Source organism: Streptomyces sp. NPDC004327 (assembly GCF_042873935.1).
Classification (GTDB): Bacteria; Actinomycetota; Actinomycetes; order Streptomycetales; family Streptomycetaceae; genus Streptomyces.
Map to the genome: position 1 here is coordinate 432640 of NZ_JBIAME010000009.1, position 13787 is coordinate 446426.

5 protein-coding genes, 1 tRNA gene and 1 rRNA gene are annotated in these 13787 nt (G+C 71.5%); 1 reads left to right on the top strand and 6 read right to left on the bottom strand.

Annotated elements, in window-relative coordinates:
- Window positions 1–14: 14 nt before the first annotated feature.
- The 4 genes from ACFYU9_RS30040 to ACFYU9_RS30055 form a co-directional block, all read right to left on the bottom strand.
- Entirely contained in the window at window positions 15–863 is an 849-nt protein-coding gene (locus ACFYU9_RS30040) for a RodZ domain-containing protein (protein ID WP_389208011.1), read from the bottom strand.
- 246 nt (window positions 864–1109) lie between these two features.
- Window positions 1110–3923, bottom strand: a complete 2814-nt coding sequence (locus tag ACFYU9_RS30045; RefSeq protein ID WP_389346765.1) for a DNA translocase FtsK — start codon at window positions 3921–3923, stop codon at window positions 1110–1112.
- Window positions 3924–4040: 117 nt separating this feature from the next.
- Window positions 4041–4715, bottom strand: a complete 675-nt coding sequence (locus tag ACFYU9_RS30050; RefSeq protein ID WP_389208015.1) for a two-component system response regulator — start codon at window positions 4713–4715, stop codon at window positions 4041–4043.
- Between the two features lie 293 nt (window positions 4716–5008).
- Window positions 5009–10510, bottom strand: coding sequence for a HAMP domain-containing protein (locus ACFYU9_RS30055; protein WP_389208017.1), 5502 nt, complete (start codon window positions 10508–10510; stop codon window positions 5009–5011).
- Window positions 10511–10797: 287 nt separating this feature from the next.
- On the opposite strand from ACFYU9_RS30055, the gene ACFYU9_RS30060 reads away from it, so the two are divergent.
- Window positions 10798–13452 carry a SpoIIE family protein phosphatase gene (locus tag ACFYU9_RS30060; RefSeq protein ID WP_389208019.1) on the top strand — a complete coding sequence of 885 codons (2655 nt, stop codon included), beginning with the start codon at window positions 10798–10800 and terminating at the stop codon, window positions 13450–13452.
- 152 nt (window positions 13453–13604) lie between these two features.
- On the opposite strand, the gene ACFYU9_RS30065 is transcribed toward ACFYU9_RS30060, so the two are convergent.
- Both ACFYU9_RS30065 and rrf read right to left on the bottom strand, forming a co-directional pair.
- A tRNA-Thr gene (locus tag ACFYU9_RS30065) sits at window positions 13605–13677 on the bottom strand.
- A gap of 5 nt (window positions 13678–13682) precedes the next feature.
- Window positions 13683–13787: ribosomal RNA gene (gene rrf / locus ACFYU9_RS30070) — 5S ribosomal RNA — on the bottom strand; the annotation flags it as partial.

Here is a 13787-nt window from a genome sequence, read left to right on the forward strand (position 1 = left end):
GAAGCCGCCGGGGCTCAGCCCGCCTCGGGGTCGCCCTTGGTGTACGACAGGCGCTCGACCTGGCCGGACTCGAAGGTGTCGCCGATCTTCTTGCCGTTGACGTAGAGCTCGATCGGACCGGCGTTGCCGAGGATGAGATCGATGCGCTCGTCGTCCTGGAAGGTCTTGGACTCGCCCGCCTGGAGCAGCCCGTCGAAGAGCAGCTTGCCGTCGTGGGCCTTGGCCGAGATCCAGCTCTTGTCGCCGTTCGCGGTGAGCTTGACCGTGACCTTGTCCGCCGGGACCGCCGCGATGGCGCTCTCGGAGGGCACGGGCTTGGGGTCGGCCGGCCGGGCCGGCTTGGTCTTGGCGGGCGCCGGGGCGGTGGCGGGCTTGGTCGCCGGGGCCGGACCCTCCGCGACCGCGCCACCGGTGCCCGGCCCGTCGGTCCCGTTGAACATGGTGAAGCCGACGAAGCCGACGACGGCCACGATGGCCGCGACCATGGCGGCGGTCCAGTTGGGGCGGCGCGGCTCGGGGCGGATGCGTTCCGCCTCGAACAGCGGGGCGGCGGGGGTGGGCGAGGGACGGCCGCCGTGCTCGGCGTCGTACTGCTCGATCAGCGGGGCCGGATCGAGCCCTACGGCGCGCGCGAGCGTGCGGACGTGTCCGCGGGCGTAGACGTCGCCGCCGCAGCGCGAGAAGTCGTCCTCCTCGATCGCGTGCACGATCGGGACGCGCACGCGGGTGGAGGCGCTGACCTCTTCGACGGTGAGACCGGCGGCGACACGGGCGTGCTGGAGGGCACGGCCGATCGAATCCCGGTCATCTGCCGGGAAGTTCCGGTCGTCCTCGGGGGATTCGGGGGAGTTGCCGATGGACACGAGAGCGCCTTTCGAGCGTGTAGCCACCTGCTGGATGTTCAGTCTATGGGTGGTACGAAAGGGTGGGGCAACCGGGCGGGCGTCGTTTGTACGCCGTTCGTACGGCCCGACGTCGGGGACAGGGGGTTCCCCCTCCCTCCAACTTGACGTACGGCCAAGGGAAACGGTTGCCCTCGTTCCCTTACGAGTGAGTCTCGGCCGGATCTCGTTACGGCACCGGGGCCGCGGCCCCGCTCCCCCGGCCGCTCACTCCCCGCCGCGGATCAGCGCGAGTACCCCGTCCAGCTCGTCCGGCTTGACCAGTACGTCCCGGGCCTTCGAACCCTCGCTCGGTCCGACGATGTTGCGCGACTCCATCAGGTCCATCAGCCGGCCGGCCTTCGCGAAGCCCACCCGGAGCTTGCGCTGGAGCATCGAGGTGGAGCCGAACTGGGTCGAGACGACCAGCTCGGCGGCCTGGCACAGCAGGTCGAGGTCGTCGCCGATCTCCTCGTCGATCTCCTTCTTCTGCTTGGTGCCGACGGTGACGTCCTCCCGGAAGACGGGCGTCATCTGGTTCTTGCAGTGCTGCACGACGGCGGCGACCTCGTCCTCGGTGACGAAGGCGCCCTGCATGCGAGTCGGCTTGTTCTGCCCCATGGGCAGGTAGAGGCCGTCGCCCTTGCCGATCAGCTTCTCGGCGCCCGGCTGGTCGAGGATGACCCGGCTGTCGGCGAGCGAGGAGGTGGCGAAGGCGAGCCGGGACGGCACGTTCGCCTTGATCAGGCCGGTGACGACGTCCACGGACGGCCGCTGGGTGGCGAGCACCAGGTGGATGCCGGCGGCGCGGGCCAACTGGGTGATGCGGACGATCGCGTCCTCGACGTCCCTGGGCGCGACCATCATCAGGTCGGCGAGCTCGTCGACGATCACCAGGAGGTACGGGTAGGTCTTGAGCTCGCGCTCGCTGCCAGGTGGCAGCTGCACCTTGCCGTCGCGGATCGCCTGGTTGAAGTCGTCGATGTGCCGGAAGCCGAAGGCGGCCAGGTCGTCGTAGCGCAGGTCCATCTCGCGCACGACCCACTGCAGCGCCTCGGCGGCCCGCTTGGGGTTGGTGATGATCGGCGTGATCAGGTGCGGGATGCCCTCGTAGGCGGTGAGCTCGACCCGCTTGGGGTCGACGAGGACCATCCGGACGTCCTCCGGGGTCGCTCTTATCATCACCGAGGTGATCAGGCAGTTGATGCACGAGGACTTGCCGGAGCCGGTGGCGCCGGCGACCAGGATGTGCGGCATCTTCGCCAGGTTGGCCATCACGTAGCCGCCCTCGACGTCCTTGCCGAGCGCCACCAGCATCGGGTGGTCGTCGTCGCCGTCCGCCAGGCGCAGCACGTCGCCGAGGTTGACCATCTCGCGGTCGGTGTTCGGGATCTCGATGCCGACCGCGGACTTGCCCGGGATCGGCGAGATGATCCGCACGTCGGGGCTGGCCACGGCGTACGCGATGTTCTTGGTGAGCGCGGTGATCTTCTCGACCTTGACGGCCGGGCCGAGCTCGACCTCGTAGCGGGTGACGGTCGGGCCGCGGGTGAAGCCGGTGACGGCCGCGTCGACCTTGAACTCGGCGAAGACGTTGGTCAGCGACTGGACGATGGCGTCGTTGGCGGCGCTGCGGGTCTTGCCGGGGCCGCCGCGCTCCAGGAGGTCCATGGAGGGCAGGGAGTACGTGATGTCGCCGGCGAGCTGGAGCTGCTCGGCGCGCGGCGGCAGGTCGGTCGGCTCGGGCGCCGGCTTCGTCAGGTCGGGCACCCCGCCCTCGGAGCGGCCCTTGGCGGCGCCCCGCGCGGTCGGCACGGGCGCGGCGGCCGGAGCGACCGGGGCTTCGGCCTCCTCCGCGGCCTCGGCCGCGGCCTTCGCCGCGTCCTTCGCCGCGGCCCGCTCGGCGGTGACGTCGCGGGTGAGGTCGGCGACCAGCGGGGACGGCGGCATGCCGTTGAGCACGGCGCCGTCGAGCGCGGCGGCCGCGGCGGCGGCCACGTCGACCGGGTCGAGCCCGCCGGTGTCGAACGCGGACGCGGGCGGCGTACGGCGCCGGCCGCGCCGCTCCAGGGCGTCGGACTCCGCGCGGTCCGGGTCGTAGTCCGGCCCGGGCGCGGGGGCGCGGCGGCGGGGCGGGCGGGCGGCCCGCGGCGCGTCGTCGCGCCAGTCGTCGCCGTACTCCTCGTAGCCGCCGGCCTCCTCGGGCTCGTACTCCGGTTCGACGATGCCGAGCCGGGCGCCGAGCGCGCGGAGCCGCCGCGGGATGGCGTTGACGGGGGTGGCGGTGACGACGAGCAGGCCGAAGATCGTGAGCAGCACGAGCAGCGGCACGGCCAGGACCTCGCCCGTCATGAATTCGAGCGGCTTGGAGGCGGCCCAGCCGATGAGCCCGCCGGCGTCCTGCATGGCCTGGGTGCCGTCGCCGCGGCCGGGCGAGCCGCAGGCGATGTGGACCTGCCCGAGCACGCCGACGACGAGCGCGGACAGGCCGATGACGATCCGGCCGTTGGCCTCCGGCTTCTCCGGGTAGAGGATCAGCCGGACGGCGATGGCGCCGAGCAGCAGCGGGACGAGCAGGTCGAGCCGGCCGAAGGCACCGGTGACCAGCATCTCCACCAGGTCGCCGACGGGGCCGCGCAGATTGGACCAGGTGCCGGCGGCGACGATCAGGGCGATGCCGAACAGCAGCAGCGCGAGGCCGTCCTTGCGGTGGGCCGGGTCGAGGCCCTTGGCGCCACGCCCTATCCCCCGGAACATCGCGCCGACGCCGTGCGCGAGGCCGAGCCAGAGGCCACGCGCCAGCCGGTAGACGCCGCCGGTCGGGGACGGCGCCGGGCGCGGTGCGGGCTTCTTCGCGGCGGTCTTGCGCGCGGGCGCCCGCCCGCCGGGCGCGGCCTTCCTGGCCGGCGCCTTCTTCGCGGGAGGCTTGGCGGGGGACTTGGCGGGCGCCGCCTTCTTCGCGGTGCCGCTCGTACGGCCGGCGGCTCGCTTCGCGGTGCCCGCCGTGCCCTGGGAACCCTTGCCGGACGTACGTGAGGCCATGGTGCTGAGGTTACCGGTGTACGCCGCCGGGGAAACACGCTCACCCGTTCGTGTCGTGCCTGCCGGGGCGCGAAACTGACGCCCGCTCACGGCGGGCGCCCACGAGGTGACCGTGCGTCAGTTCTGCGAGGGCAGGGGCGTCGTCGCGCCCGCCCCCGGCTCCAGCGCGTCCAGTGCCCGGCGCAGCCCGGTGAGCTTGCGCTCCAGGTGTGCGGCGGTGGCGACGGCGGCCGCGTCGGCCGAGTCGTCGTCGAGCTGCTTGGACAGCGCCTCGGCCTGCTCCTCGACGGCCGCGAGCCGCGCCGACAGCTCGGCGAGCAGCCCCGCGGACTCCTTGGTCTGGCCGCCGGGGCCGCCGCCCTCCAGCTGGAGCCGGAGCAGCGCGGCCTGCTCGCGGAGCTGACAGTTCTTCATGTACAGCTCGACGAAGACCGACACCTTGGCGCGCAGCACCCACGGGTCGAACGGCTTGGAGATGTAGTCGACCGCGCCCGCCGCGTACCCCCGGAAGGTGTGATGGGGGCCGTGGTTGATGGCGGTGAGGAAGATGATCGGGATGTCCCGGGTCCGCTCGCGCCGCTTGATGTGCGCGGCCGTCTCGAATCCGTCCATGCCGGGCATCTGGACATCCAGCAGGATGACCGCGAAATCGTCGGTCAGCAGCGCCTTGAGCGCTTCCTCCCCGGACGATGCCCGCACCAGTGTCTGATCGAGCGCGGAGAGAATGGCCTCCAGCGCCAGCAGATTCTCCGGCCGGTCATCGACCAGGAGGATCTTGGCCTTCTGCACCATGCCCCGTCCTCCTCGTCCCGGCACTGCCTCGCCCCGGCTCCGTGAGCCGGGGACAGCACCGGGCGCCGCCCCAGTTGACGGCTCCCATGCGCCGTCCGTCCTTGTGCCGGTCATCGTAGCCGCACCCCACCCGTCGCCACACCCTGTCACCGCATTGTCACGGAGCACACAAGCCCTGCCGGTACGTCGAACGCGGTGGGAGACCAGAAGGTTCCCCGTCCCGCGGGCCCTCACACCCGGGTGGCGGCGGTCCGCCGCCGCCGGGGCCCGCGGGCCGGGCCCCGGCGCCGCCCTCAGGAGCGGCCCTCGCCGCGCATCCACTGCTCCATGACCGTGAGCAGATGGTCCGGGTCGACCGGCTTGGTGACGTAGTCCGAGGCGCCGGAGTCGATGGCCTTCTCCCGGTCGCCCTTCATCGCCTTCGCGGTCAGCGCGATGATCGGCAGCCCGGCGAACTGCGGCATCCGCCGGATCGCGGTCGTCGTCGCGTACCCGTCCATCTCCGGCATCATGATGTCCATCAGCACCACGGACACGTCCTCGTGCTGCTCCAGGACCTCAATGCCCTCCCGGCCGTTCTCCGCGTACAGCACCGCGAGCCCGTTCTGCTCCAGGACGCTGGTCAGCGCGAACACGTTGCGGATGTCGTCGTCGACGATCAGCACCTTCTCGCCGGCGAACGAGAACACCGGACGCGGCGCCTCAGCCCGCTCGTCGCCCACGCCGTGCTCGCCGCCCGCCGACTGCGGGGACTGCCCGGGCAGCTGCGCCCGCTGCGGGGCCGTCTTGCGGCGGTGCCGGAACAGCGCGCCGGCCCCCGACCGGACCTCGGCGGGCGCGGGCGCCGGCGCGAAGTGCACCAGGCCCTCGGAGAGGCCGGCCCCGCCGTCGTAGCCGAACCGGCCGTCCTGGCCGTCGGGACCCTCGTACCCCTCCAGCGGGTCCTGGCCGGAACCGGGGTGCGCGGGCTCGCTCGGGCTCAGCGGCAGGTAGAGCGTGAACGTCGAGCCGCGGCCCGGCTCGCTCGCCGCGTAGATCTCGCCGCCCAGCAGCCGCGCGATCTCCCGGCTGATCGACAGGCCCAGGCCCGTACCGCCGTACTTGCGGCTGGTGGTGCCGTCGGCCTGCTTGAACGCCTCGAAGATGACCCGCATCTTGCCGGCCGCGATGCCGATGCCGGTGTCCGTCACCGAGAAGGCGATCACGTCGGCGTCCGGGTCGCGCAGCGTCCCGGCCTCCAGGAGCTGCTCCCTGATCGACTGCGGCACGTCCGCGCCGGCCGGCCGGATGACCAGCTCGACGGCGCCGGTGTCGGTGAACTTCACCGCGTTCGACAGGAGGTTGCGCAAGACCTGGAGGAGACGCTGCTCGTCGGTGTGGAGCGTGGCGGGCAGCTCGGGCGAGACCCGCACCGAGAAGTCGAGCCCCTTCTCCGCGGTGAGCGGACGGAAGGTGGCCTCGACGTAGTCGACGAGCTGCACCAGCGCGATCCGGGTGGGCGAGACGTCCATCTTGCCCGCCTCGACCTTCGACAGGTCGAGGATGTCGTTGATCAGCTGGAGCAGGTCGGAGCCCGCGCCGTGGATCGTCTCGGCGAACTCGACCTGCTTGGGCGTCAGATTGGCGTCGGCGTTGTCGGCCAGCAACTTGGCGAGGATCAGCAGCGAGTTGAGCGGGGTGCGCAGCTCGTGCGACATGTTGGCCAGGAACTCGGACTTGTAGCGCATGGAGACCGCGAGCTGCTCGGCGCGCTCCTCCAGGACCTGCCGGGCCTCCTCGATCTCGGTGTTCTTCACCTCGATGTCCCGGTTCTGCCGGGCCAGCAGTTCGGCCTTCTCCTCCAGCTCGTCGTTGGAGTTCTGCAGCTCCATCTGCCGGTTCTCCAGCTCCGCCGACCGCTCCCGCAGCTGCTCGGTGAGCTCTTGCGACTGCTTGAGCAGCACCTCGGTGCGGGTGTTGACGCTGATGGTGTTGACGGTGGTGGCGATCAGCTCGGCGATCTGGTTGAGGAAGTCGCGCTGGATCTGCGTGAACGGCTGGAAGGACGCCAGCTCGATGACGCCGAGGACCCGGCCCTCGAACAGCACCGGCAGCACGATCACATGGGCCGGCGCGGCCTCGCCGAGACCGGAGGAGATCTTCAGATAGCCCGGCGGCACGTTGACCTGGATGGTCCGCTTCTCCTCGGCGGCCGTCCCGATGAGCGTCTCGCCCGGCCGGAACGAGGTCGGCATGGAGCCGGCGGAGTACCCGTAACTGCCGCGCATCCGCAGCTCGTACGAGCCCTCGCCCTCCCCCACCGGTTCGGCCTCGCCGTTGGCGGAGCCGGTCGGCATCGCCACGAAGAAGGCGCCGTGCTGCGCGGAGACGACCGGCGTCAGCTCGCTCATGATGAGCGAGGCGACGTCCTCCAGGTCCCGCCGGCCCTGCATCAGGCCGGAGATCCGGGCCAGGTTGCCCTTCAGCCAGTCCTGCTCGTCGTTGGCGAGGGTGGTGTCGCGCAGGTTGGCGATCATCGTGTTGATGTTGTCCTGCAGGGCCTGGATCTCACCGGCCGCGTCCACACCGTCGATCTTGACGTTGAGGTCGCCGCGGGTCACCGCGGTGGCGACGGCGGCGATGGCCCGCACCTGACGCGTCAGGTTCCCGGCCATCTCGTTCACCGACTCGGTCAGGTCCCACCAGGTGCCCTCGACGTCCCGGACCCGGGCCTGGCCGCCGAGCACGCCGTCGGTGCCCACCTCACGGGCCACCCGGGTGACCTCCTCGGCGAAGTTCGACAGCTGGTCGACCATCGTGTTGATGGTGCTCTTCAGCTCCAGGATCTCGCCGCGCGCGTCGATGTCGATCTTCTTGGTGAGATCGCCCTTGGCGATGGCGGTCGTGACGGCCGCGATCTGGCGCACCTGACCGGTCAGGTTGTCGGCCATCGAGTTCACCGACTCGGTCAGGTCCTTCCAGGTGCCCGACACTCCGGGCACCCGCGCCTGGCCGCCCAGCTCGCCCTCGGTGCCCACCTCGCGCGCGACCCGGGTCACCTCGTCGGCGAACGACGACAGGGTCGTCACCATCGTGTTGACCGTGTCGGCGAGCTCGGCGACCTCGCCGCGCGCCTCGACCGTGACCTTCTTCGTCAGATCGCCGTTGGCGACGGCCGCGGAGACCCGGGAGATGTTCCGCACCTGGTTGGTCAGGTTGTTGGCCATCAGGTTGACGTTGTCGCTGAGGTCCTTCCAGATGCCGGTGACCCCGCGCACCCGGGCCTGGCCGCCGAGGATGCCCTCGGTGCCCACCTCGCGCGCGACCCGGGTCACCTCGTCGGCGAAGTTCGACAGCTGGTCGACCATCGTGTTGACGGTCGTCACCAGCTCCAGGATCTCGCCCTTGGCGTCGACGGTGATCTTCTTCGACAGGTCGCCCTTCGCGACCGCCGTGGTGACCTCGGCGATGTTCCGGACCTGGAAGGTCAGGTTGTTCGCCATCATGTTCACCGACTGGGTCAGGTCCTTCCAGGTGCCGGAGACCCCCTGCACCTCGGCCTGACCGCCCAGGATGCCCTCGGTGCCCACCTCACGGGCCACCCGCGTCACCTGGTCGGCGAAGCTGGAGAGCTGGTCCACCATCGTGTTGAGGGTGTTCTTCAGCTCCAGGATCTCGCCGCGCGCGTCCACGTCGATCTTCTGCGACAGGTCGCCCCGGGCCACCGCCGTGGCGACCTGCGCGATGTTGCGCACCTGAGCCGTCAGGTTCCCGGCCATGCCGTTCACGGAGTCCGTCAGGTCCCGCCACACACCGGCCACGCCCGGCACCTGCGCCTGGCCGCCGAGCCGGCCGTCCGTACCCACCTCACGGGCCACCCGGGTCACCTGGTCCGCGAACGCGGACAGCTGGTCGACCATCGTGTTGATGGTGTTCTTCAGCTCCAGGATCTCGCCGCGCGCGTCCACGTCGATCTTCTGCGACAGGTCACCGCGCGCCACGGCCGTCGTCACCTGGGCGATCTGCCGCACCTGCGAGGTCAGGTTGCCGGCCATGAAGTTCACCGAGTCGGTCAGCTCGCGCCACCGCCCCGACACGCCGTCCACCCGCGCCTGGCCGCCGAGGCGGCCCTCGGTGCCCACGTCCCGCGCCATCCGGGTCACCTGGTCGGCGAACGACGACAGCTGCGACACCATCGTGTTGACGGTGTTCTTCAACTCCAGCATCTCACCGGCCACATCGACGGTGACCTTCTGCGACAGGTCACCGTTGGCCACCGCCGTCGTCACCTGCGCGATGTCCCGCACCTGACCGGTCAGGTTGCGGAACGCGGTGTTGACGGAGTCGGTGAGGTCCTTCCAGGTGCCCGCCGCGCCCGGCACATGGGCCTGCCCGCCGAGCAGACCCTCGACGCCGACCTCCCGCGCCACCCGGGTCACCTCGGAACCGAACGCGGACAGCTGGTCCACCATCGTGTTGACGGTGTTCTTCAACTCCAGCATCTCACCGGCCACATCGACGGTGACCTTCTGCGACAGGTCACCGTTGGCCACCGCCGTCGTCACCTGCGCGATGTCCCGCACCTGCGTGGTGATGTTCCTGAAGACCGTGTTGACCGAGTCCGTGAGGTCCTTCCAGGTGCCCGCCGCGCCCGGCACCTGCGCCTGACCGCCCAGCAGACCCTGCGCGCCGACCTCGCCGGACACGCGCGTCACCTCGTCCGCGAAGGTCCGCAGCGTCTCCGTCATCTGGTTGATGGTGTCCGCGAGCTGCGCGATCTCGCCGCGCGCCGACACCCGTACCTTCTGCGACAGGTCACCGTTGGCCACCGCGGTGGTGACCTCCGCGATCCCCCTCACCTGATTGGTGAGATTTCCCGCCATCGTGTTGACGGAGTCGGTGAGGTCCTTCCACACACCCGCGACCCCGGCCACCTCGGCCTGACCGCCCAGCTCGCCCTCCGTGCCCACCTCACGGGCCACCCGGGTCACCTCGGACGAGAACGACGACAGCTGGTCCACCATCGTGTTGACGGTGTTCTTCAGCTCCAGCATCTCGCCGGCCACGTTCGCCGTGACCTTCTGCGACAGATCGCCGTTGGCCACCGCCGTCGTCACCAGGGCGATGTCCCGCACCTGCGCCGTCAGCTGGTTCGCCATCGTGTTGACCGAGTCCGTCAGGTCCTTCCACGAACCGGACATCCCGCGCACCTGGGCCTGACCGCCCAGCTTGCCCTCGGTGCCCACCTCCAGGGCGACACGCGTCACCTCGTCCGCGAACACCGACAGCTGGTCGACCAGGTTGTTCACCGTACGGGCGACCTTCAGGAACTCGCCGCGCAGCGGCCGCGTCGTCCCGTCCGCACCCTCCGAACGCAGCTCCATCCGCTGCCCCAGATCACCCTCGGCCACCGCCGAGAGCACCCGGCTCACCTCGGACACCGGCCGCGCCAGCTCGTCCACCAGCGCGTTCGCCGCCTCGACCGCCGAGGCCCACGCCCCCTCGCCGGCCCCCGTCTCCAGGCGCTCCGACAGCTTGCCCTCGCGGCCCACCACCCGGCGCACCCGCGAGATCTCCCCGGTCAGATGCGTCTGCCGGTCCGCGACCTCGTTGAACACGGCCGCGATCTCCGTCATGACCCCGTCACCGGAGACCGTGAGCCGCTTGCGGAAGTTCCCGTCGCGCATCGACACCAGAGCGGCCAGCAGCCGCTGCAGCGCCGCCGCGTCCACCTGCACCGTGCCCCCGCCCCGGGACCGGCCGCCGCCCTTCGGCCGCGCACCGCCACCGCGCCGCGTCGTCGTGCCAGACTCCACCGTGTCCCTCCCGAGGGGGTCGACCGGACCGTTCGGTCACTCGCTACAGACTGCCCAGTGTTTCACCGGGTCCGAACCAGGCGATAACAGATCGGCAGCTTCGCACAACGTCCCCACGTCCGGGGGACCCGGACGGCGACGCAAACGGGGACGCAAAGTGCGTGACCGGCATCCGCCGGGACAGCGAAGGTAAGTAACCTGGCATCCGGCTGTCCAACCGCCCCGGTCCGCCCGGCGGGGGCGGGACGGCGCGAAATTGCACGGACAGCGGGAGGGGCAGACCGACCATGGCGGAGCCGGGCGTCGAGACGCGTACGAGGAGTTCAGTGATCACCGCGCGGGCGGCTGCCAGTTTCGAACCCGTCGGGAGGTCCGTGGCGACCGCCCGCGCCTTCGTCCGGGACACCCTCCAGGGCTGGGGATACGCCGAGGTCGTCGACGACGCCGTCGTCCTCACCAGCGAACTCGTCACCAACGCCGTCATCCACGCCGGCACCGCCGCCGACGTGCTCTGCCTGCGCCGCGACGACGGCGTCCGCATCGAGGTCGCCGACCGCTACCCCGAACGCGAGATCCCCGTCCAGCAGAGCCGCGGCCCGAGCAGCCCCGAGCGCGAGAACGGCCGCGGCCTGCTGCTGTGCGCCGCGCTCGCCGCCCGCTGGGGCGTCGACTACAGCCCCGCCCGCAAACACGTCTGGTTCCACCTCGACCTCCCCGAGCGCCCCGTCGGCACCCGCTCCGCGGGCCCCGTCCTGCCCGACGCGCTGCTGCCCCTCACCGACAGCCGGGTCCGCGTCGCCGTCGTCCAGCTCGACGCCGGCGGCGCCATCACCTCCTGGAACGAGCACGCCGAGGAACTCTTCGGCTACGGCTCCGAGCAGGTCACCGGCAAACCCCTCGGCGACCTCGCCGCCTGGCCGCACACCCCCGGTATCGGCACCGGCCTCGCCGAGGCCCTCCGCCTCTCCCGCTGGGAGGGCAGCTACGGCATCCGCTGCGCCGACGGCCGCGTCATCCCCGTCTACGCCTCCCACCTGCGCGTCCGCGACGCCCAGGGCGAGCCGTCCACCGTCTGCCTCCTCGTCCGCGAGTACGAGCGCGCCGTCCTCCAGACCCCGCAGCGCCCCGCGGGCGCCGACGCCGGCGCCGAGAGCCGCGGCAACGCCGCCGACCCCTTCGAGGTCTTCATCGGCTCCCCGGCCCCCGACGACCTCGACGGGCTCCTGCAGCGCACGGTCGAGCGCGCCCGCGACATGCTCGACGGCGACTCCGCCTTCCTCCTGCTCGCCACCGACGACGAGACCGAGCTGGAGGTACGGGCCACCACGGGCCTGCCCTCCGCCCGCCAGCGCTTCGCGCGCGTCCCCGTCGAGACCGGCGCCAGCCGCTACGGCTCCGCCCGCATGCCCGCCGTCCACGAGGACCTGGCCGCCGTCCCCGGCGCCGTACCGCTCCTCGAAGGCACCGGCATGCGCTCGGTCGTCACCGTCCCGCTCAAGGTCGAGGGCCGGCTCACCGGCTCCCTCGGCGTCGCGGCCGAGGGCGCCAACCGCTACTCCAACGAGGAGGCCCTGCGCCTCCAGTTCGCCGCCGACCGCATCGCCCTGGCCGTGGAGTCCGCCCGCCTCGGCGAACTCGAACGGCTCCGCCGCGGCTCCCTCAGCTTCCTCGTCGAGGCGTCCGACCTCCTGGCCGGCACCCTCGACCGGGACCAGACGCTGGCCCTCATGGCCCAGATGACGGTCCCCACCCTGGCCACCTGGTGCGCCGTCTACACCATCGCCGACCAGGCCTCCGACCCGTACCTCTCCTACGTCCTGCACGAGGACGAGGACCTGATCGACGGTCTGAAGGCCCTGCTCTCCTCCATCGACCCGCCGGACCCGGTGCCCACCCCGGGCGCCCGCGTCTGGACCGCCCCGGGCGACGCCGCCCACCGCGCCGCGCTCAGCGCCTCGATGCGCGAACTCGACGGCCCCGCGGGCCCGGTCTCCTCCGGCATCCACACGGCCCTCGCCACGGCGGCCGCCGTCGGCGGCGAGACCGTCGTCCTGCCGCTGGTGGCCCGCAACCGCGTCATCGGCATGCTGACGCTCGGCCGGCCCACCGACGACCACTTCCGCCAGGAGAGCCTGGAGCTCGCCGAGGACCTCTCCCGCCGAGCCGCCCTGGCCCTGGACAACGCCCGCCTGTACTCGGAGCGCATGGCCATCAGCCGCTCGCTCCAGCGCAGCCTGCTGCCGCCCGGCCTCCCGGACGTCCCCGGTGTCGAGGTCGACGTCATCTACCGCGCGGCCGGCGAGGGCAACGAGGTCGGCGGCGACTTCTACGACCTCTTCCCCATCCGCGACGGCGCGTACGGCTTCGCCATCGGCGACGTCTGCGGTACGGGCCCCGAGGCCGCCGCCGTCACCGGCCTGGCCCGGCACGCCCTGCGTCTGCTCGCCCGCGAGGGCTTCGGCGGCCCCGCCGTCCTGGAGCGCCTCAACGCGGCGATCCTCGACGAGGGCGCCCGCAGCCGCTTCCTCACCCTCCTCTACGGCGAGATGCGCCCCCAGGAAGACGGCTCGGCGGTCCTCAAGGTCGTCTGCGCCGGCCACCCGCTGCCGCTGCGCCTCAGCCAGGACGGCACGGTCCGCCCGGCCGCCGACCCGCAGCCGCTGCTCGGCGTCATGGACGACCTGGAGCTGTACGAGCAGACGGTCACCCTCGACCCGGGCGACGTCCTCCTGTGCGTCACGGACGGCGTCACCGAGCGCCGCGAGGGCACCAGGATGCTGGGCGACGACGGCCTCGCCGAGGTCCTCCGCTCGTGTACGGGCCTGACGGCCGGCGCGGTCGCCTCCCGGGTCCTGCGGGCGGTCGAGCGCTTCGCCCAGGCCCCGGCCTCCGACGACATGGCGATCCTCGCCCTGCGCATCCCGGAGCCGCACCACCAGTAGGAGAGAAGCCGGAAGGCCGGCCCCCGAATCGGGGGCCGGCCTCTTCTTGTCGCCTTGTCGCCGTTGCGTTGTCACCCGTGCCGGATGAGGCGTCGGGCAGCTGTCCGAGAACGCAAAAAGGCCCCCGCCATCAGGCGGGGGCCTTTTCTCTGAGCCCTTTAACGGAATCGAACCGTTGACCTTCTCCTTACCATGGAGACGCTCTGCCGACTGAGCTAAAAGGGCGGGTTGTTCGGCGGTGTCCTACTCTCCCACAGGGTCCCCCCTGCAGTACCATCGGCGCTGAAAGGCTTAGCTTCCGGGTTCGGAATGTAACCGGGCGTTTCCCTAACGCT